20 protein-coding genes are annotated in these 20,065 nt (G+C 72.9%); 8 read left to right on the forward strand and 12 right to left on the reverse strand.

What is annotated here, in order from left to right; all coding sequences use genetic code 11:
• Positions 1 to 126 precede the first annotated feature (126 nt).
• From HS048_RS12235 to HS048_RS12260, 6 genes are all read left to right on the forward strand, one after another.
• Positions 127 to 1,080 carry a bifunctional riboflavin kinase/FAD synthetase gene (locus HS048_RS12235; protein WP_068896990.1) on the forward strand — a complete coding sequence of 318 codons (954 nt, stop codon included), beginning with the start codon at positions 127 to 129 and terminating at the stop codon, positions 1,078 to 1,080.
• A 246-nt stretch (positions 1,081 to 1,326) separates the two neighbouring features.
• Positions 1,327 to 1,596: a 30S ribosomal protein S15 gene (gene rpsO, locus HS048_RS12240; protein WP_068896989.1), complete on the forward strand. Its 270-nt coding sequence runs from the start codon at positions 1,327 to 1,329 to the stop codon at positions 1,594 to 1,596.
• A gap of 330 nt (positions 1,597 to 1,926) precedes the next feature.
• The gene (locus HS048_RS12245; protein WP_196467005.1) at positions 1,927 to 4,278 is read left to right on the forward strand and encodes a polyribonucleotide nucleotidyltransferase; all 2,352 of its coding nucleotides are present in this window, start codon (positions 1,927 to 1,929) and stop codon (positions 4,276 to 4,278) included.
• Positions 4,278 to 5,588, forward strand: a complete 1,311-nt coding sequence (locus tag HS048_RS12250) for a pitrilysin family protein (protein ID WP_068897115.1) — start codon at positions 4,278 to 4,280, stop codon at positions 5,586 to 5,588. Before HS048_RS12245 ends, HS048_RS12250 begins: the two co-directional genes overlap by 1 nt.
• An 89-nt stretch (positions 5,589 to 5,677) precedes the next feature.
• Positions 5,678 to 6,415 carry a 4-hydroxy-tetrahydrodipicolinate reductase gene (gene dapB / locus HS048_RS12255; RefSeq protein WP_196467006.1) on the forward strand — a complete coding sequence of 246 codons (738 nt, stop codon included), beginning with the start codon at positions 5,678 to 5,680 and terminating at the stop codon, positions 6,413 to 6,415.
• A 185-nt stretch (positions 6,416 to 6,600) separates the two neighbouring features.
• On the forward strand, positions 6,601 to 7,110 hold the full coding sequence (locus HS048_RS12260) for a GNAT family N-acetyltransferase (protein ID WP_196467007.1): 510 nt from the start codon (positions 6,601 to 6,603) through the stop codon (positions 7,108 to 7,110).
• A gap of 124 nt (positions 7,111 to 7,234) precedes the next feature.
• On the opposite strand, the gene HS048_RS12265 is transcribed toward HS048_RS12260, so the two are convergent.
• From HS048_RS12265 to HS048_RS12285, 5 genes are all read right to left on the reverse strand, one after another.
• Positions 7,235 to 8,287, reverse strand: a complete 1,053-nt coding sequence (locus HS048_RS12265) for a hypothetical protein (protein WP_196467008.1) — start codon at positions 8,285 to 8,287, stop codon at positions 7,235 to 7,237.
• Positions 8,288 to 8,533: 246 nt separating this feature from the next.
• Positions 8,534 to 9,403 (reverse strand): 1,4-dihydroxy-2-naphthoate polyprenyltransferase, encoded by an 870-nt coding sequence (locus HS048_RS12270; protein ID WP_196467009.1) that lies wholly within the window; start codon positions 9,401 to 9,403, stop codon positions 8,534 to 8,536.
• 214 nt (positions 9,404 to 9,617) lie between these two features.
• Entirely contained in the window at positions 9,618 to 10,229 is a 612-nt protein-coding gene (locus tag HS048_RS12275) for a GNAT family N-acetyltransferase (RefSeq protein WP_068896984.1), read from the reverse strand.
• A 127-nt stretch (positions 10,230 to 10,356) separates the two neighbouring features.
• Complete coding sequence (locus HS048_RS12280; protein WP_068896983.1) at positions 10,357 to 10,911, reverse strand: CGNR zinc finger domain-containing protein; 555 nt, start codon at positions 10,909 to 10,911, stop codon at positions 10,357 to 10,359.
• A gap of 146 nt (positions 10,912 to 11,057) precedes the next feature.
• Positions 11,058 to 12,446, reverse strand: coding sequence for a PLP-dependent aminotransferase family protein (locus HS048_RS12285; protein WP_374058776.1), 1,389 nt, complete (start codon positions 12,444 to 12,446; stop codon positions 11,058 to 11,060).
• A gap of 127 nt (positions 12,447 to 12,573) precedes the next feature.
• Between HS048_RS12285 and HS048_RS12290 the strand changes: the two genes are divergently transcribed.
• Positions 12,574 to 13,515: a DMT family transporter gene (locus HS048_RS12290; RefSeq protein WP_307832441.1), complete on the forward strand. Its 942-nt coding sequence runs from the start codon at positions 12,574 to 12,576 to the stop codon at positions 13,513 to 13,515.
• Between the two features lie 19 nt (positions 13,516 to 13,534).
• Here the strand turns inward: HS048_RS12290 and HS048_RS12295 are convergent, their stop codons facing one another.
• The gene (locus tag HS048_RS12295; protein ID WP_196467012.1) at positions 13,535 to 14,509 is read right to left on the reverse strand and encodes a YafY family protein; all 975 of its coding nucleotides are present in this window, start codon (positions 14,507 to 14,509) and stop codon (positions 13,535 to 13,537) included.
• A 91-nt stretch (positions 14,510 to 14,600) separates the two neighbouring features.
• Between HS048_RS12295 and HS048_RS12300 the strand changes: the two genes are divergently transcribed.
• Positions 14,601 to 15,590 carry an NADP-dependent oxidoreductase gene (locus HS048_RS12300; protein WP_196467013.1) on the forward strand — a complete coding sequence of 330 codons (990 nt, stop codon included), beginning with the start codon at positions 14,601 to 14,603 and terminating at the stop codon, positions 15,588 to 15,590.
• Positions 15,591 to 15,846: 256 nt separating this feature from the next.
• Here the strand turns inward: HS048_RS12300 and HS048_RS12305 are convergent, their stop codons facing one another.
• The 6 genes from HS048_RS12305 to HS048_RS12330 all read right to left on the reverse strand — a co-directional run bounded on the left by HS048_RS12305 (position 15,847) and on the right by HS048_RS12330 (position 20,031).
• A complete protein-coding gene (locus HS048_RS12305) occupies positions 15,847 to 16,293 on the reverse strand; it encodes a type II toxin-antitoxin system VapC family toxin (RefSeq protein ID WP_196467014.1) in 447 nt (148 codons plus the stop codon).
• Between the two features lie 5 nt (positions 16,294 to 16,298).
• A complete protein-coding gene (locus tag HS048_RS12310; RefSeq protein ID WP_068896976.1) occupies positions 16,299 to 16,589 on the reverse strand; it encodes a hypothetical protein in 291 nt (96 codons plus the stop codon).
• A 280-nt stretch (positions 16,590 to 16,869) separates the two neighbouring features.
• Complete coding sequence (locus tag HS048_RS12315; protein ID WP_196467015.1) at positions 16,870 to 17,646, reverse strand: alpha/beta fold hydrolase; 777 nt, start codon at positions 17,644 to 17,646, stop codon at positions 16,870 to 16,872.
• A gap of 94 nt (positions 17,647 to 17,740) precedes the next feature.
• Positions 17,741 to 19,072 (reverse strand): sigma-70 family RNA polymerase sigma factor, encoded by a 1,332-nt coding sequence (locus HS048_RS12320; RefSeq protein ID WP_307832442.1) that lies wholly within the window; start codon positions 19,070 to 19,072, stop codon positions 17,741 to 17,743.
• Positions 19,073 to 19,121: 49 nt separating this feature from the next.
• On the reverse strand, positions 19,122 to 19,463 hold the full coding sequence (locus HS048_RS12325) for a YciI family protein (protein WP_068896974.1): 342 nt from the start codon (positions 19,461 to 19,463) through the stop codon (positions 19,122 to 19,124).
• Between the two features lie 76 nt (positions 19,464 to 19,539).
• Positions 19,540 to 20,031 (reverse strand): GntR family transcriptional regulator, encoded by a 492-nt coding sequence (locus HS048_RS12330; protein ID WP_231647307.1) that lies wholly within the window; start codon positions 20,029 to 20,031, stop codon positions 19,540 to 19,542.
• Positions 20,032 to 20,065 lie beyond the last annotated feature (34 nt).

Consider the following 20,065-nt stretch of genomic DNA (forward strand, 5'->3'; position numbering starts at 1 on the left):
GGCACGCTTGAGAAGTCGATCCGTCACCGGATACTCAGGGCGGAGGACCTGTCCCTCGGGCCAGGGCCGGAACCCCCGATCCCCGGCGGTCCACGCAGGGGAGACGTCGAGAAGGAAGAGGCTGCGGTGCGAAGCTGGCACGGACTGGACGATGTTCCCGACGACTGGGGCAGGTCCGTCATCACGATCGGCGTCTTCGACGGGGTGCACGCCGGCCACCAGCAGATGGTGGCCCGCGCCGTGGCGATGGCCGGGCGGCTCGGGCTCCCCTCGGTGGTCGTGACCTTCGACCCGCACCCGGACGAGGTGGTCCGCCCCGGCACGCACCCGCCCCGGCTGACGACGGCCAGGCACCGCACCGAGCTGCTCGGCGCGCTCGGGGTGGACGCGGTCTGCGTGCTCCCCTTCACCCTGGAGTTCTCCCGGATGAGCCCGGACGAGTTCGTGCAGACCGTGCTGGTCGACCGGCTGCACGCGGCCGGGGTCGTGGTGGGGGAGAACTTCCGCTTCGGCCACAAGGCCTCCGGCGACGTCGAGACGCTGCGGACGCTCGGCGAGAAGTACGATTTCGAGGCCGAAGGCGTCCCCCTGGTCAGCGACGGCGAGACCATCTCCTCGACCAGGATCCGCGAGCGGCTCGCCGCGGGGGACGTGGAGGCGGTCACCGCGGCGCTGGGCCGCCCGCACCGGGTGGAGGGCGTGGTGGTCCGGGGATACCAGCGCGGCCGTCAGCTCGGCTTCCCCACCGCCAACGTCGAGTCGCCCGAGTTCACCGCGATCCCGCCGGACGGGGTCTACGCGGGCTGGCTCCAGGGCATCGCGGTGGGGAACCTGCCCGCCGCCTACGACGGCGAGCGCTGGCCCGCGGCGATCTCCGTGGGCACCAACCCGACGTTCGAGGGAGTGGCCCGCACCGTCGAGGCCTACGCACTCGACCGCGACGACCTGGAGCTGTACGGCGCGCACGTGGCGGTGGATTTCGGCCGCCGGCTCCGCGACAACCAGAGGTTCGACTCGATCGAGGCGCTGATCGAGCAGATGCACGCCGACGTCGACGAGGCCCGCCGCTTCACCTCCTGAGCGGCCCCCGGCCCCGCCTGCGGCTCGGTCCGGGGCCCGCCCGCGGGCGCGCCGCCCGCGCCGCGGCGGGACGCCCGGTGCCGCGGGGCGTGCGAGCGGGTCACGGCCGATGGTAGCCTGGCATGTCAGCTCTGTAACCGGTGGTGTCGTAACCCCCGGTCTCTGATCCCGCCACGGCGACTGTAGGCACGCACGGTCGCTCGGGCTCTCGAAATCGCGCGTGCCCGTAGACGTTCAAGGAGAGATGTGTCGCTCGACACCGACGCCAAGAAGCAGATCATCAGTGAGTACGCCAAGAGCGAGACCGACACCGGTTCGCCCGAGGTGCAGATCGCGCTGCTCAGCAAGCGCATCAGCGAGCTCACCGAGCACATGAAGCGCAACAAGCACGACTTCCACAGCCAGCGCGGTCTGCTGCTGCTGGTCGGCCGTCGCCGTCGTCTGCTCAAGTACCTGCAGAGCAAGGACATCCAGCGTTACCGGTCGCTCATCGAGCGGCTCGGCCTGCGCCGATAGCGTGACGGGGGAGCGGCGCCCGCGCCGCTCCCCCGCCTCATGGTCCCGTCCCCGGCGCGTCGCGTCGCGTGAACGCCGGTTCCATGGGCAGACTTAACAACCGAGAAAACTGAATAGCCGAGAAAGTGCCCCGCGTCCGAGAGCAAGTGCGCCCCACGGCGTCGAAGGGCCGGTCCTCGGTAGTGGCCCCCGGTCATCGCGGCTCGTGCCGCACGCGAACCGGGCGCTTCGATCGAAGACCGGCGCTGCACCTACGGGGCGGCGAAAAGAGGCCCAGGCGCGACACGCGTGCCTGGGGGACGCGGGCGACCGACCACAAGGAGGTCCCCCGTGGAGGGTGTCCACAGCAGCGAAGCCGTCATCGACAACGGCTCTTTCGGCACGCGTACCGTCCGGTTCGAGACCGGCCGCCTCGCGCGCCAGGCGGCGGGTTCCGCCGTCGTCTACCTGGACGACGAGACGATGGTCCTGTCCGCGACCACCGCGTCCAAGAACCCCAAGGAGAACCTCGACTTCTTCCCCCTCACGGTGGACGTCGAGGAGCGCATGTACGCCGCGGGCCGCATCCCCGGCTCGTTCTTCCGGCGTGAGGGCCGCCCGTCCGAGGACGCCATCCTCACCTGCCGCCTGATCGACCGGCCGCTGCGCCCGTCCTTCGTCAAGGGCCTGCGCAACGAGATCCAGGTCGTCGCCACCGTCATGGCGCTGCACCCGGAGCACCTCTACGACGTGGTCGCGATCAACGCCGCCTCCCTGTCCACGCAGCTGGCCGGCCTGCCGTTCTCCGGCCCGATCGGCGGCGTGCGCGTCGCGCTGATCGAGGGCCAGTGGGTGGCCTTCCCGACCAACACGGAGCTGGAGAGCGCCACCTTCGACATGGTGGTCGCCGGCCGGGTCCTGGACGACGGCGACGTCGCGATCATGATGGTCGAGGCCGAGTCCACCCGCGGCACGCTCAAGCTCATCGCCGAGGGCGCCGTCGCGCCCACCGAGGAGACCGTGGCGCAGGGCCTGGAGGCCTCCAAGCGGTTCATCAAGGTCCTGTGCGACGCGCAGGCCAAGGTGGCCAAGGTCGCCGCCAAGGAGACCCGCGAGTACCCCCTCTTCCTCGACTACCAGGACGACGTCCTGGAGGCCGTGACCGCCGCGGTGCGGAGCGAGCTCGCCTCCGCGCTGACCATCGCCGGCAAGCAGGAGCGCGAGGCCGAGCTCGACCGGCTCAAGGCCCTGGCCGCCGAGAAGGTCGCCCCGGACTTCGAGGGCCGCGAGAAGGAGGTCGGCGCCGCCTTCCGGTCGCTGACCAAGTCGCTCATGCGCGAGCGGGTCATCTCCGAGGGCGTCCGCATCGACGGCCGCGGCGTGAAGGACATCCGGCAGCTCAACGCCGAGGTCCACGTCGTGCCCCGGGTGCACGGCTCGGCCCTGTTCGAGCGCGGCGAGACCCAGATCCTGGGCATCACCACGCTGAACATGCTCCGCATGGAGCAGATGATCGACACGCTCAACCCCGAGCGCACCAAGCGCTACATGCACAACTACAACTTCCCGCCGTACTCCACCGGTGAGACCGGCCGGGTCGGCTCGCCCAAGCGCCGCGAGATCGGCCACGGCGCGCTCGCCGAGCGGGCGCTCCTGCCGGTGCTGCCGACGCGCGAGGAGTTCCCCTACGCGATCCGCCAGGTGTCCGAGGCCCTCGGCTCCAACGGCTCCACCTCGATGGGCTCGGTCTGCGCCAGCACGATGTCCCTCCTGGACGCGGGCGTCCCGCTGAAGGGCATCGTCGCGGGCATCGCGATGGGCCTGATCAACGAGGGCGACCAGTACGTCACGCTGACCGACATCCTCGGCGCCGAGGACGCCATGGGCGACATGGACTTCAAGGTCGCCGGCACCAAGGACGTCATCACCGCCCTGCAGCTCGACACCAAGCTCGACGGCATCCCCGCCTCGGTCCTGGCCGCCGCGCTGAAGCAGGCCAAGGGCGCCCGCCTGGCCATCATCGACGTGATGCAGGAGGCCATCGACTCCCCGGCGGAGATGAACGCGACGGCCCCGCGCATCATCACGATCAAGGTCCCGGTCGACAAGATCGGCGAGGTCATCGGCCCCAAGGGCAAGATGATCAACCAGATCCAGGACGACACCGGCGCCGAGATCACCATCGAGGACGACGGCACCATCTACATCGGCGCGACCGACGGCCCGTCCGCCGAGGCGGCGCGGTCGGCGATCAACGCCATCGCCAACCCGCACATGCCGGAGGTCGGCGAGCGCTACCTGGGCACGGTCGTCAAGATCGCCGCCTTCGGCGCGTTCATCTCCCTCATGCCGGGCAAGGACGGCCTGCTGCACGTCTCCCAGATCCGCAAGCTGCACGGCGGCAAGCGCATCGAGAACGTCGAGGACGTCATGAACGTGGGTGAGAAGATCCAGGTGGAGATCGCCGAGATCGACTCCCGCGGCAAGCTCTCCCTCGTCCCCGTCGAGGTCGTCGAGAAGGAGGCCGAGGCGAAGGGCGAGGCCGGCACCTCCGAGTCGGGCGACACGGACGCCGCCCCCGCCGCACCCGTCGCGGAGCGGCCCGCCGCCGCCGCGCCCGCGGAGGAGAAGCCCCGCCGCACCCGCACCCGCACCCGTACGAGCGGCGGCGGGGGCCGCGGGGAAGAAGACCGCAACTCGTGATCACCACCACTCTGCACCCCGGATCCGGAGGTGCCGGGGTCGTGCGGCGCACCGTCCTCCCCGGCGGGCTCCGGGTGGTGACCGAGACCATGCCGACCGTGCGTTCCGTCGCGGTCGGCATGTGGGTCGGCATCGGATCGAGGGACGAGGACCCCGAGCACATGGGGGCCTCCCACTTCCTGGAACACCTGCTGTTCAAGGGGACGCCCACGCGGGACGCGCTGGAGATCTCCGCGGCGATCGAGGGCATCGGCGGTGAGATCAACGCCTTCACCGCCAAGGAGTACACCTGCTACTACGCGCGGGTCCTCGACGAGGACCTGCGGGTGGCGATCGACGTGCTCGCCGACGTGGTGACCTCCTCGCTGATCACCGCCGACGACGTCGAGGCCGAGCGCGGCGTGATCCTGGAGGAGATCGCCATGCACGACGACGACCCGTCGGACGTGGTGCACGAGCAGTTCTCCGCCGAGATGTACGGTGACACGCCCATCGGACGGCCGATCCTCGGCACGGTCGAGTCGATCAACGCGATCGGCCGGGACCGGATCGACGAGTACTACCGGGACCGGTACCTCCCCTCGCGCACCGTGGTGTCGGTGGCGGGCAACGTCACCCACGAGCAGGTCGTGGAGCTGGTCGCCGCCGCCTACGAGCGGGCGGGGGCGCTGGGCGGCGACGCCGAGCCGGTCCCGCCGCGCGTGTCCGGTGACACCGTCCCGGCCCGCTCCGGCGTCCGGGTGCTGCACCGCCCGACGGAGCAGGCCAACCTGGTCCTCGGCACGATCGGCCTGACCCGCACCGACGAGCGGCGCTTCGCGCTGGGCGTGCTCAACGCGGCGCTCGGCGGCGGCATGTCGTCCCGGCTCTTCCAGGAGATCCGGGAGAAGCGCGGCCTGGCCTACTCGGCGTACAGCTACACCTCGCAGTACGCCGACACCGGTCAGTTCGGCGTCTACGTCGGCTGCCTGCCGTCCAAGACGGACGAGGTGCTGAAGATCTGCCGGGAGGAGCTGCTGCGCGTGGTCGCCGACGGCTTCTCCGAGGAGGAGATCGCCCGCGGCAAGGGCCAGATGCGCGGCGGTCTCGTGCTCGGCCTGGAGGACACCGGCTCCCGGATGTCCCGGATCGGCAAGGGCGAGCTGGTCTACGACGAGCTGCTCTCCGTCGACGAGGTGCTGGCGAGGATCGAGGCCGTGACCCCGGAGGAGATCTCCGAGGTCGCCGCCGACGTCCTCACCCGCCCGCGGACCCTCGCGGTCATCGGGCCCTACGAGGACAAGGACTTCGGCTGGGCCGTCTCGGCCTAGCCGGATCCACCCCGCGGAACCCGCGCGGACGGCCTAGGCACCCGGTGCCGAGGCCGTCCGCCGTTCTGCGGCGGTATACCCTTGGGGCCGTGATCAGGGTTGGAGTTCTGGGCGCCCGCGGGCGCGTCGGTGTCGAAGTGTGCAGGGCCGTCGAGGCGGCGGACGACCTGGAGCTGGTCGCGGCCGTCGACAAGGGTGATCCGATCGAGGCCCTGGAGGGTGCCGAGGTCGTGGTCGACTTCACCCACCCCGACACGGTCATGGACAACATGCGCTGGTGCATCGAGCACGGCGTCCACCCGGTGGTCGGCACCACCGGGTTCGACGCCGGCCGGCTGGCGCAGGTCCGCGGCTGGCTGGAGGCCAACCCCGGCGTCAACGCGCTGATCGCGCCGAACTTCGGCATCGCCGCCGTGCTGATGATGCACTTCGCGCAGCAGGCCGCCCGCTACTTCGACTCCGTCGAGATCGTCGAGCTGCACCACCCCAACAAGGCGGACGCGCCCTCGGGCACCGCCCGCCGTACGGCCGAGCTGGTCGCCGAGGCGCGGCGCAAGGCGGGGATGGCCCCGATGCCCGACGCGACCAGCTCCGAGCTGGACGGCGCCCGGGGCGCCGACGTGGACGGCGTCCACGTGCACGCCGTACGGCTGGCGGGTCTGATCGCGCACCAGGAGGTGCTGCTGGGCGGGGACGGGGAGATCCTCACCATCCGCCACGACACCATGAACCGGGCGTCGTTCACCCCCGGAGTGCTGCTCGGCGTGCGCCGGGTCCGGGAGATCCCGGGCCTGACCGTGGGACTGGAGCACCTGCTCGACCTGTGAGGGTTCGCGGCCGGCGCCCCGGCCGCGGAGCCGTTCGCCGCACCGGAACGACACGGTCCCGGCTCGCCCGTCCGTGCCACGGTGGCCCGGAGTCCCGCGGGGAGCGGTCCGGACGGCCGGTGGGGGTGGCCTCCCACCGGTTAATCCGGTGATCCGCGTGCTCCGCCGCTGTATCCTCCGTCTCCATGACGAGCATTCCGTTTCCGGCTTCGGCTGGGGTCCGCTGGGCGACGGCGGACGAGCTGCCCGGACTGGCGGCCGTGGAGATCGCGGCCGACGGGGTGTTCGCCCAGGTCGGCATCACCTTCCCGGCCGGGACGACGATGGTCGAGGAGACCGACGACCCGTCCCGGGTGCTGGTGGCCGGTGACCCGCCGGTCGGGTTCGCCATGTTCGGCTGGGTCGACGGGAACGTCCACCTCGACCAGCTGGCGGTCCGTCCCGACCACGGGCGGCGGGGAGCCGGCGGCCGCCTGGTGGAGGCCGTCTGCGTCCACGCGGCGTCGGTCGGTTCGGCGGCCGTCACCCTCACCACGTTCCGGGACGTCCCGTGGAACGGGCCGTGGTACGGCCGCCGCGGCTTCACCGTCCTGGACCCGGCCGAGTGGGGACCCGAGCTGGCCGCTCTGGTAGCGCACGAGCGGGATCTGGGCATCGAGCTCGCTCCCCGGGTCGTGATGCGCCGCGCCCTGTAGGCGGGGCCGCGCCGCCGTGCGACCGGGCGGCCGATCACGGCCGCCCGGCCCGGATCCGGCTGGCCGTCACGGCCCGCGGATCTCCTTCCGGCTCATCTCGGCCGCCGGCCACGCCGCCCGGCTCTCACCGGACGCAGTGCCAGATCGCCGGTCGGACGTCGGTGGTTCCCGGTACGGGGTGGGTGGTGGCGATCGTGTCGTCGTCCGCCAGGACGGTCACTCTGTCGTCGGGGCCGGGGAAGGTGAAATCGAGCGTCCCGAGCCGCCAGACGTGGTGGAAGAAGTCGTGGTTCGCACGCCCGTCGGAGTCGGCCCCGACCAGGCCGTTGCGGTTGATCTGCCCGGCGGAGCTGGTGTCGGCCAGGACGTGGACGGTGCCGTCCTGGTCCCACAGCACGCCGTCGGTGTGGTACAGGCCCGCGGAGTCCCGGTGCGTGGTGTCGCCCACCACCCGCCCGTTGGAGATCGCCCGCACGATCGTGTGCGTCGCCCCCGGCACCTTGGGCAGGTAGGTGACCACGCCGTCGCGCCACAGGCCCACCGCGTACGTCCCCTGCCTGCCGTTGAAGTTGAGCAGGATCGTGCCGTCGTCGTCGATGCCCGCGAGGACGGCGTCCTCGGGGAGGGTCAGCGGCAGTATCTCGAACGTGTCCGGCCGGTCACCGGGCCAGCGCACGAAGCTGCGCCGGACGGCGCCGTCGTCCGCGGTCACCGAGATCCGGCCGAAGACGTCGCCGTCGTCCTCGATGGCGATGGGGTAGGACTCGAAGGTGCCGGGCGGCTTCGGCAGGGGCTCCATCCTGCCGTTGCGGGTGCGCCAGCCCTCTCCGGTGGGTACGATCCAGCCGCCGGAGTTGAAGCCGATGACGGTCCCGGCCCGGTTCTGGCCCTTCACTCTGGTGCGGGCGGTCCCCGTTCCGTAGTCGATGAACGTCCCGTTCTTCCACGTCAGGACCCGGCGCTTGCCGTCGGCGCCCCAGGCCGTGCCGGAGTAGGAGCCCTGGTTGTCCGTTGTCCAGACCATCCCCGACGTCGTTCCGGGGGGCAGGGGCAGTTGCGCGCTCATCTTCCAGGCGCAGCCCGCGGCGGTCGCCGAAGCCGCCGCGGCAGGGGTGTGCAGGGTGCCGGCCAGCAGCACCGCGGACAGTGCCGCACCTCGCAGAGTTCTGGATCTCATGACGACCTTTCCCACGTCGTGGCGGGCACGATCGTGCCCTCTGCCACTTTTGGGCACATGCCGCGGCTCCTCCACCCCGGTGACACCCCAGGGGATTCGCGGCCCGTGGATCCGGGACCGGGACGGGCCCGGCGGCCGAGGACGAGGCCGCGTGAAGCCGCCTCGTCAAGGGAGGCCTCCGCCGCCGGCAGGGCGTTCAGAGTGCCAGGGCGCTCAGAGCGCCAGGGGGTCAGGGGGTCAGGGTGTTCAGAGCGCCAGGCCGAGGGTGAACAGCACGCCGAAGACCAGCTGGAAGCGGCCGGTCTGCTGGAGGGTCGCGATCAGCGCCGGGCCGGCGGCGCCCGCGCGGACCGCCCTGACCGGGCCGATCGCCAGCGGGGCGGCGAGCACGCCCAGCGCGGCGAACGGGTGCCAGGGGGCCAGGGCCAGTGAGATGACGAGCGGCAGGAGCAGGCAGAGGGCGTAGAGCGTCCGCGTCCGGGCGTCGCCCAGGACGACCGCCATCGTGCGCTTGCCCGCGGGGCCGTCGGTGACGATGTCGCGCAGGTTGTTGACCACCAGCATGGCGCAGGACAGCAGCCCGACGGGGACCGCGGCGGCCAGGGCGGGCCAGGGCAGCCGCTCCAGCTGGACGAACGTGGTGCCGGCCACGGCCACCAGGCCGAAGAAGACGAAGACGGAGATCTCGCCGAGCGCGCGGTAGCCGTACGGGCGGGAGCCGCCGGTGTAGAACCAGGCGGCCGCGATCGACGCCGCGCCGACCAGCAGCAGCCACCACGCGCCGGTGGCCACGACCAGCACCAGCCCGGCCGCGGCGGCGGCCAGGAAGCAGCCCAGGGCGGCCGCCAGGACCTGGCGCGGAGACGCGGCGCGCGAACCGACCAGGCGCATCGGGCCGACCCGCTCGTCGTCGGTGCCGCGCACGCCGTCGCTGTAGTCGTTGGCGTAGTTCACGCCGACCTGGAGGGCGAGGGCGACGAACAGGGCCAGCAGGGCGCGCCACCACACCGCTCCGCCGTACCCGAGGGCGACGCCGGTGCCGACGGCGACGGGGACGACGGCGGCGGGGAGGGTGCGCGGACGGGCTCCGGCGATCCACTGGCTCGGGGTGGCCATGGCGGCGGGTTTCCTCTCGGACGTGTCGGGGCGCTCCATGAGCCCGTCGTGACGACGGAAGCAGGGCGGGACGCCTCCGGGCGGTGCTCCGCGGGCCTTCCGCCGTGGCGGGGCCGCGCGGCTTCCTGGCTGATGCGGGTGGTTACGCGGGCCACCGGTTGATGCGGGTGGTCGTGCGGGCCACCGGCTGACGCGCCGGTGATCGGGCGGACCGTCAGCTGATGTCGGTGGCCATGCGGACCATCCGCACCGGGCGGCCCATGTCCAGGACCCGCTCGGCGCCGTCCTCGCCCCAGCCGGCCGACTCCAGGAACCCGAGCAGGGCGTGGTTGTCGGCGAACACCCAGGTCACGACGGTGCGGTAGCCGTCCTCGCGCAGGTGGTCGACCGTGGCGTTGAGCAGGCGGCTGCCGTGGCCGCGCCGGACGTGGTCGGGGTCCACCAGGAAGGAGAGCATCTCGGCCGTGACGGTGGGGTCGAGGTCGGGGTCCTCGGCCGGGGCGTGGGAGGCCAGGCCCACCACGCGTTCCGCGCCCTGCATCGCGGCCATGGCCTCGATCCCGCCGGGGCCGAGCGCGGGGAACGCGTCGGTGTCCAGGACGACCTGCTCCACCGCGACCAGCACGCGGTGCAGGGAGGTCGGCGGCGTGACGATCGCCTCGTCCCACTGCCGGCGCCACATCTTCTCGGCGGCCGGGCCGGTCATCTGCTCCAGCGGCCCCTCGGGCAGGAACTCCCTGTAGCCGTATCGCCAGGCGCGGATCTGGGTCTTCGTCACCGCGTCGACATCATCGTGCCGAGCCGCCCGCACGCCTACGTCTGCCATCTCGGCCCGCTCCTTATCTGCCGTACGCCACCAGGACGCGCTGCCTCGCAGGTCTCGTGCCACGCGAGCGGGCATCAGGCGGGTGGACCCGGGAGACAGGCAGTTACACCGTATCGGGGAATCTGGCTCACAGATGACGCGAACCTGTCCCCGTCTGTCGGCGTGCCCGATATGCCCTGGTCTTGGTGCGGTTTCCGCACACCTTCATCGAGCACCATGATCGGGAACGGTTCTTGGAGGAGTCGACGAACGCCCACTGGCAGGTGCTCTCGGTGCACACCTTGAGCCGCGGCCAGAGCCCTTCGACGCGGACCTCCACCACCGCCGCCGCGATCCTGGCGAGCCCGGCCAGGACTCCGGTCCCGGCCGGTTCCAGGACGGGCCCGGCGGGGGTCAGGACGACCGTGACCGGCAGCCGGCCGAACGAGCGGGGGAGCGGGGAGCCGCGGTCCGGGGTTTGGCCGGGGCCCGGGGCGTGGTTGGCGCGCAACGCGGCGCGCAGGGTCTCGCGGAGGTCGACGGCGGCGGCCAGCTCCTCGTCGCCCGCGGGATCGCCGGTCCCGGCCAGGCCGCGTCTGGCGAGCCAGGCGACGAGCGCCGCCGGTGAGGAGAGCGCGTCGGTGTCGCTCTCGACGTCGTAGCTGTTGACGAACTCGCACACCAGGACGGCGGGCTCGGACATGGACGGATCACCCCTTCGTCACCACTGTATGGCATTAGGTGGTTCTCCTCGCCTCCGACGCCTCCGGAAGGCCGCCGACGGCGTGTCCGGCGGGCTCATGGGCCGTGCGGCCCTGCCTCGGGTCCGAGAGGAGGCCCGAGACCGGATCATGAGGCCACCCGCTCCACCGCCAGGGCCAGCCGCCGAACCCCCTCGACCAGCTCGGAGGGGTGGGCCGCGGCCGTGTGGGTGAGGCGGAGCCGGGGCCCCGGCGGCTCGGCGGGGTAGTGGACGCGTCCCGGGCCGACCAGGACCCCCTCCCTCCGGGCCGCCTCCACCACGGCGTCCTCATCGAGGTCCTGCGGGAGCCGTACCCACAGGTGCAGGCCGCCCCGGGGCACGAGGTGGGGCTCGGCGGCGGGCAGCCGGGCGGCGAGGGCCGCGAGGAGCGCGTCCCTGCGGGCGGCCAGCTCGCCGGTGAGGGCGGCCAGGTGGCGCGGCCAGGCGGGGGAGCCGACGAACTCCAGCACCGTCTCCTGCAGCGGCCTGGCCACGAAGAAGGAGTCCACCACCTGGCTCGCCCGGAGCCGGTGGGCGGCCGGGCCCCGGGCGATGACCCCCGCCACGCGCACGCTCGGGGACAGGACCTTCGTCAGGGAGTTGACGTGGACCACGGTGCCGTGGGTGTCGAGCGCCACCAGCGGCGGAGGGACGGGCGCGGTCGTGAAGTAGCGGGCGTAGTCGTCCTCCACCACGAACGCGCCCGCCGCCCGGGCCACCGCCAGGACCTGCTCGCGGCGCTCCGAGCCGAGCGTCGCGCCGGTCGGGTTGTGCAGGGTCGGCTGGCAGCAGAAGACCCGCGCGCCGGTGACGGCGAACGCCTCGGCCAGGAGCTCGGGCCGCACCCCGTCGCGGTCCGTCGGTACGGCGGTCGCCCGCAGTCCGGCGGCCCGTGCGGCGGCGAGCGCGCCGGGGTAGGCGGGGGTCTCGACGAGCACCGGGGAGCCGGGGGCGGCCAGGGACCGGAAGGCGTGGGCGAGGGCCGACTGCCCGCCGCCGACCACGAGGACGTCGGCGGGGGTGACGTCCCCCCCGGCCTCCTGGGCGAACCACCGGCGCAGCTCCGCCAGCCCGGTGACCGGCGGGACGGCCCAGGCGTCGGGACGGCGCAGGGCGCGGGCGGCGGCGGTGCCGAGCGCCCTGGACGGGCAGAGCGCGGGATTGAGGTAGCCGCCGGTCATCGGGACGGTCCCCTCGGGCGGCGGCGTGAGCAGCCCGACCACCCGGGTGTCGTCCACCACCCGGTCGCCCAGGGCGACCGTCTGCCAGGAGAGGTCGGCGGGCTCGCTGCTCGCGCGGGCGGACCGGGGTGCGACGTAGGTGCCGCTGCCCGGCCGGGTCACCACCCGTCCCTCGGCCGCCAGCCGCCCGAGGGCCCGCGAGACGGTCACCGGGCTGACGCCGTGGCGGCGCATCAGCTCCCGGCTCGACGGCAGTCTGTCCCCCGGCCGGAGCCGCTCCGTCTCCTCACGGAGGATGGCGGCCAATCGGAGGATACTGCTATCGTCATTCATGAGAAGCAAGAGTAGCGCTATCACCTCCGCGCGGATAGCGGATGCGGTCGGCCCCTTCGTTCAGAGCGGGTCCGCCGGTCCCGAGGTCTCGGGAGTCCCAGGCCTCTCCGTGCCGCCTTCCTCCCTCCCGAAGTCCTCCGTCCCGGGCTCCCCCAGCCGGGCCCCCTCCGCCCCGAGTGCTCCGGCAGGAGCCTGGCAGGGGACGCTGCTGGCCGGGCTCGGGGTGCTCGCGTTCTCCGGCTCGTTCCCCGCGACGGTGTTCGCGATGGAGGGCTTCGACCCCTACCTGGTGGCGATCGGCCGGGCCGTGGTCGGGGCGGTGGCGGCGCTGGCGTTCCTCCTGGCGGCCCGGGTGCCGCTGCTGCCTCCCCGCTCCCAGCTGAGGTCCTACCTCGTCATCGTGGCCGGCGTGGTCTTCGGCTTCCCGCTGCTCAGCGGGCTCGCGCTCGACGCCGGGACGAGCGCGGGGCACGCCGCCGTGGTCATCGGGCTGCTACCCGCCGCCACGGCCGCCTGCGCCGTACTGCGGGCCGGAGAACGGCCCCGGCCGCTGTTCTGGCTCGCCTGCGGTCTGGGAGCGGTCTCGATCACGGTCTTCAGCCTCAGCCGGGGCGGCGGCCGCGTCAGCGGGGCCGACCTGCTCCTGGTCGGGGCGCTGCTGGCGGCCGCCGCCGGCTACACCGAGGGCGCGCGGCTGACCCGCGAGACCCCCGGCTGGCAGGTGATCTCCCGCGCCCTGGTGGTGGCCGCGCCGCTCACCGTCCCCGCGACCGCCGTCCTGGCGCTGACCACCGAGGTCCGGCCGGGGGCCCTCCCACTGGCCGGGTTCGCCTACGCCGGGCTGGTCTCGATGTTCCTCGGCTTCATCCCGTGGTACGCGGGCCTGGCGCGGGGAGGCATCGCCCGCGCCGGGCAGACCCAGCTCGCCCAGCCGCTGCTGACGCTGGTGTGGTCCTGGCTCCTGCTCGGCGAGGAGGTGGGGGCGGCGACGGTGGGGGCGGCGCTGGCCGTACTGGCGTGCGTCGCGCTGACGCAGCGGGCCCGCTCCTGAGGCGGCGCGGTGAGGAGGGTCATCCGGGTGCGCGGGTGGCCCGGACGAAGCGGGTGGCCCGGACGAAGCGGGCGCCCCACTCCTGGACGTGCGCGGCGAACTCCGGCGGCCCCAGGACCTCGAACTCGGCGCCCACATTGCCCAGCGCCTGGGTCGGCCAGTCGAGGGAGACCGAGGTCATGGTGAGCCGGCAGCTGTCCTGATCGAGGGGGTCGACCGTGCCCCAGCGGCCGACCGCCTGCCGCACCCGCGAGGCGGGCGCGTGCACGAGGACCTCGACCGTGTACGGAACCGGGGCTCCGCTCGCCGCCTGGACGAAGGCCACGGCGTCCTCGGCCGGGAGCGTCCTCGGCCGGAAGCGCGTGCCGGTCGCCGCCGGCTCGGTCAGCCGGTCGAGGCGGAAGCTACGCCAGTCGTGCCGGCCCAGGTCGTAGGCCACCAGGTACCAGCGTCCGCCGAGTGCGACGACGCGGTGCGGCTCGACCTCGCGCTCAGTCGGTGCCGAGCCTCTGGCCGTGTAGCCGAACCGCAGCCGCTCCTCGTCCCGGCAGGCCTGGGCGACCGCGGTGAGCACCCCCGCCGCGACGACCGGCCCGGACGCGGCAGCGGAGAGGGTCATCGCCCGCAGGGCGTCCACCCTCGCCCGCAGCCGGGGCGGCAGGACCCGTACCACTTTGGTGAGGGCGCGCAGCGACGCCTCCTCCATCCCCGCGATCCCGCTCTGCGCCGCGTCGCCGACGCCCACCGCGAGGGCCACCGCCTCCTCGTCGTCCAGCAGCAGCGGCGGCAGGACGGCGCCGGCCGCGAGCTGGTAACCACCGTCGGTGCCCCGGGCCGCACCGATCGGGTAACCGAGCTCGCGCAGCCGCTCGATGTCGCGGCGCAGTGTCCGCTCGGAGACTCCGAGCCGGTCGGCCAGCTCCAGGCCGGACCAGTGCCGGTGGGTCTGCAGCAGCGAGAGCAGTCTGAGGGTCCGTGCGCTGGTGTTCGCCATACCGGCATCCTGCCTCGACTTCCGGTCGGAAACTGGCCGGAAGCCTTCCTAGAGTCGATCTCGACGGCCGCACCCGAGGAAGGACAGAAAAATGATCAGCCGTGAGATCCAGCTGACCGCCCAGATCGCCGGCACCCCCGCGCTCGGCCATTTCACCGTGGCCGAGACCGAGGTGGACGGCGAGGTCCTGGTGCGCACCGACCAGATCGGGCTCGCCGCGACCTACCTGGAACTGATGCGGGCCGACTGCACCATCCCGGTCCCGGCCTGGCAGCCGGGGCAGCGGGTGGGAGCGGCCGCCATCGGTACCGTGGTCCGATCCGACAGCCCGGGACTCCAGGCCGGTGACCTGGTCCAGTCGATGACCGGCTGGAGCGAGTACTCGGCCGGTCCGGCCGGCTCGTACCTCAAGCTCGACCGGGGACTCTTCGCCGACCCGGGTCACCACCTCGGCCAGGGGCCGACCGCCTACCACGGTATGGCCGAGGTGGCGGCCGTCGGCGAAGGCGACGTGGTCTTCGTCTCCGGCGCGGCGGGCGGGGTCGGCTCGCTGGCCGGGCAGATCGCCAGGTGCCTCGGCGCGGCGCGGGTGATCGGCAGCGCCGGCAGCCCCGAGAAGGTCGACTACCTGGTGAACGAGCTCGGCTACGACGCCGCCTTCGACTACCACGACGGCTCCACGGCCGACCGGCTGCGGGAGCTCGCGCCCGAGGGCATCTCGGTCTTCTTCGACGTCGTGGGCGGCGAGCAGTACCAGGGCGCACTGCAGGCGGCCCGGCCCGGAGCGCGCTTCGCCCTCTGCGGCTCGCTGTCCAGCCAGCTCGGTGACGCGGCGGAGCGCTTTCCGCGGCCCGATCGCGCGGCGGCCGAGGCCAGGGGTGTCGAACTGCTGCCGTTCTCCTGCCACCACACGCCCGATCAGCTCGCGGCCTGGCGCGAGCACTTCAGCGGCTGGCTGGCCGAGGGCCGCTTCGTCTACCCGCAGACGGTGGTCGAGGGCGGGATCGAGGACGTGCCGCAGGCGTTCCTCTCCCTGCTCCGGGGTTCCTACCGGGGCAACGTCTCGGTGCGCCTGCCGTGACCGCACTCTCCCTCCGGGCCCTGAACCGGGGCTGCCGGACCGCCGGTTCCTGCCGGGGCGCACCGATCGCACCCCGCTGGAGTGAGTGGCGCACGGTCCTGGTCGACACGCCCACCAGGGCGGTCAGCTCTCCGATTCGCATGCGCCCATTGGAGACGTTGACGCTATGGCAAGGTCAACGTCCACAGGCGATCATGACCCGGCACGCGGTGTTCACGTGGACGGTGAGTCACCGCCGCACGGGGCAAGGGCATTGTCACACCGGGGTGAAACCGAGTGCCGCGGCCGCCTCGGATTGGGCGGTGTCACGGCTGGCGAAACCGAGTTTGTCTCCCGGACTCTCCAGCAGCGGGACGGCGGCCAGCTCGGCGGTCGCGAGATGGAGTGCGTCGAGGGCCCTCAGCCCGTGGGCGTACACGATCTGGGTGGCTCTGCGCTCCACGGTGTCACGGGGTGCGGCGACCAGGGTGACCGGACCGTCCTCGCCGAGGTCCGACGCGAGGGCGGCGAGCGTCATGTCCAGCTCCAGCAGTCGACGGCAGCGAGAGGCGCGGACGAGCACTCCGGTCACCTCCACGACGGTCAAGGTGCCGGTGACGAGAAGATGATCGGAGCTCTGAAGCAGGGCTCGTGCCTTGTCGTGCCCGGGTTCGTCGAAGAGATACGCGCAGGCCAGGATGGAAGAGTCGATGTAGGTGAGCATTCGGCTCAGCGGCCTTCGGCCCAGAGGGTGTCGAGGATGGGGCCGAGACCTTTGGAACTGGAGAGCGCACGCTCACGTTCGGCCTCGGTGACCGGAGCGGAGGGGAGGGGATCGGCGAGGACGCCGAGCCGTCGGGCACGCGCGCGAAGCTCCGCCCGCGCGTCCAGCACTTCGTCGGACACGCCGCGGGCGAGGATCTCCCCGGCGGTGGCGTTGATGGAACGGCCGGTCCGCTGAGCCCGTCGGGTGATGCGCTGGTGGAGATCGTCGTCGATGCGAAGGAGCAACTGTTTCATGGAGGGATGATATCAATAAAATTAAATAAATGATATCACTCTCTTGGCGGTGATCCGCGTCCGCTCTTCCCGGGAGACCCTGCGGTCGGCGGGATGGATGAGAGCTCCGGGACGCCTCATCAACCGGTGGCCCGGCCGTACCGTCACGCCCCCGCATGCGGTGTTCGCGTGGGCGACGGCGCGACCGCGGCACGGGCATGGGCGGGACGAGGACCGGCCGCAGGAGTCGGCCGGTCCGGGACCGGGCCCGGGTGTTCTCGCCGGGCCCGGTTCCTCGGTCTCACTCCATCAGGAATCCCCTCAGCGCGGGGGCCAGGACCTCCCAGTCCACGTCGTGGCTCTGGCCCTCCAGGACGCGGGAGCGCGCGTCGGGCAGGGCGGCGGTGAGCGCCCGCGCCATCGCGCCGGTCCAGGACCCGGTCGCGGTGCCGTGCAGGACGAGCACCGGAGCCTTGACGGAGGAGACCAGGCCGGGCGGGAGCGTGCCGTCGCCCATGACGGCGGCGTCGTAGGCGAGCGTGTGGGCCAGCGCCTCCAGCTCCGGCCACATCGGCGCCCGGCGCATCGCCTCGACCATCTCCCCGGGCAGGCCCACGGTCGCCATGAACAGCGCCATGGCGTCGCCGCGACGGCCCGCGCCGAGCAGCTCGGCGAGCCGGGCGGCGTACTCCCACTGCCGGCGCGGGGCGTCCGGGTCGAGCATGAACGGCGGCTCCCAGAGCGCCAGCCGGGTGACGGGCAGACCGGCCGCCGCCGCGCGCAGGGCGAGGACCGCGCCGGAGGAGTTGCCGAAGAGCGCGGCCGACCCGCCGGCCGCGCCGATCAGCGCGTCGAGGTCCTCGATCTCCCGCTCGACCGCGTACGGCGCGGTGTCACCGCTCCCGCCCCGCCCCCGGCGGTCGTGGTTCAGTACCGTGAACTCCGCCGCCAGCAGCCCGGCCAGGGGCGCGTGGACCGTCCGGGCGCAGGAGGCGCCGCTCACCAGGACGACCGGCGGCCCGTCTCCCAGCCGGTCGAACGCGATCTCGGTGCCGTCGGCGGAACGTACCTTCTCCATGAGAACTCTCTTCCCTCGTATGCGGGTGTGTCCGACCTGCCGACGAACGGATCGGGGCCGGACGGACAGGTCCGCGGGAGGAATCCTCGGAAATCTAGGAGATCCGCGGTCCCGTCACCTCGGCGAGCCGCCGGGCGAGGTAGCGGCGCTCGGCGCCGGTGGGCGCCAGGCCGATCGCCGCGCGGTAGGCGGCCGCCGCCTCGTCCGCGCGGCCCAGGCGGCACAGCAGGTCGGCGCGGGTGGCGGGCAGCAGGTGGTAGCCGTCCAGCTCTCCGGCCGCCTCCAGCCGCTCCACCAGCGCCAGCCCGGCGGCCGGGCCCTCGGCCATGCCCACGGCGACCGCCCGGTTCAGGCCCACCACCGCGGAGGGGACCAGCCGGGACAGCACGCCGTACAGCGCGGCGATCTGGGCCCAGTCGGTCTCGGCGGCGGTGGCCGCGGTGGCGTGGCACGCGGCGATGGCGGCCTGGACCTGGTAGGGCCCGGGCCGCCGCAGCAGCAGCGCGTCCTCCAGCACCCGCACGCCCTCGGCGATCGCGGCCGCGTCCCACCGCGTGCGGTCCTGCTCCTCCAGGGGCACCGGCTCGCCCGCCGCGTCGAGGCGTGCGGTACGGCGGGCGTCGTGCAGCAGCATCAGCGCGAGCAGGCCGCCGGCCTCGGGCTCGTCCGGCATCGACCGGGCGAGGAGCCGGGCCAGCCGCACGGCCTCGGCGGTCAGGTCCCGGCGGAGCAGATCGGCGCCGGAGCCGGCCGCGTAGCCCTCGTTGAACAGCAGGTACAGCACGCCCAGGACGGAGGCGGTCCGCTCCGGGAGCAGGCGGGCGGGCGGCACCCGGTACGGGACGCCCGCGTTGCGGATCTTGTTCTTGGCCCGGGTCAGCCGCTTGGACATGGTCTCCTCGGAGACCAGGAACGCCCGGGCGATCTCGGCGGTGGTCAGACCCGCCAGGGTGCGCAGGGTGAGCGCGACCCTGGCCTCGAACGCCAGCGCCGGATGGCAGCAGGTGAACATCAACCGCAGCCGGTCGTCCGGCACGCCGGAACCCGCCTCCCGTTCCTCTTCGCCGCCGCCGCCGCCGCCGCCGCCGTCGCCGTGCCCGTCGGCCGTGCCGACTCCGGAGCCTCGCCCGGACGCGGCCTCCAGCAGGGCCGCCTCGCGCAGCTTGGCCGCGCCCACGGCCTGCCGGCGGAGCAGGTCGACGGCCCGGTTGCGGGCGGTGACGGTCAACCAGGCCCCGGGGTTGCGCGGCACGCCGTCGTGCGGCCAGCGCTGGAGCGCCCGCGCGAAGGCGTCCTGCGCGCACTCCTCGGCCAGGTCCCAGTCGCCGGTCAGCCGGATGAGGGTCGCGACGATCCGCCCCCACTCCTCCCGGAAGACCCCGGCGACGGCCGTCTCGACCTCGCCGGAACCTCCTCCGGCCGTCACGGGGGACCGCCGGACCGCGGGGATCGGCCGGCCGGAGAGGGGAGCGTGCTCACGCCGGAAGGAGCGGACGGACCTCGATCGTGCCATGCCGGGCCACGGGGTGCCGGGCGGCCGCCTCCAGGGCCTCGTCGAGGTCGGCGCACTCGATCAGGGAGAAGCCCGCGACGACCTCCTTGGTCTCGGCGAACGGCCCGTCGGTCAGCAGCACCTCGCCGCCGCGCACCCGGACCGTCGTGGCGTCGTCGGGCGGCCGCAGCCCTCCGGTCTCCACCAGCGCGCCGCGCCGCCGCATCTCGTCGGCCCAGGCACGGCAGTCCGGCAGGAAGGATCCGTCGGCCTGCATCGCCTCGTACGCCGGAAGATCACCGCAGACCAGCAGCATGTAACGCATGCCCCTCCTCCAGGACGACCGGACGCCGACCCTACTCGGAACCGGGGACAGAAGAAACGGCACGGTATCCCTTCGGCTACGAGCCGCGGTTCTCCTCCGGCCATTTCTCGGGCTGATTCACGTAGGTGCCCCGGTAGGGCACGGTGAAGACCCATCCCCGCTCGCGGAGGAAGGCGACGGCGTGCCGCGCGGTCAGCTTGGATACGCCGTACCGCTGCATGAGGGTCTTCTCGCTGGGGATTCGTCGGTTGACCTTGATTGCTCCCCGCCGGATCTCTTCGATGATCCCGTTTGCGATCTCCTGGTACAGAGGTGTCCTGCGGGGAATGAGGGGGGTGCCCACAGGGCCTACGAAGGTGCCTCTGCCCTGGACCGTGTGAACCAGACCGCGATCACGGAGTTCCCGGGCGGCACGGCGAGCCGTCGTTCGGGCGATGGCATGGTCGGCTTCGAGCTCTGCTTCACTGGGCACCCCCTCGCCAAGAGAGAACTCTCCATCCTCGATGCGTCGTTGCACGAGATCGGCGATCTGCATGTAGACCGGTACGGGTCCGTCTCTGTCAAGCACGGGTAAAAAGCTAGACGTGGCGGTACATCTAGGT

The sequence above is a fragment of the Planomonospora sp. ID91781 genome, from assembly GCF_015711595.1.
Taxonomy (GTDB): domain Bacteria; phylum Actinomycetota; class Actinomycetes; order Streptosporangiales; family Streptosporangiaceae; genus Planomonospora; species Planomonospora parontospora.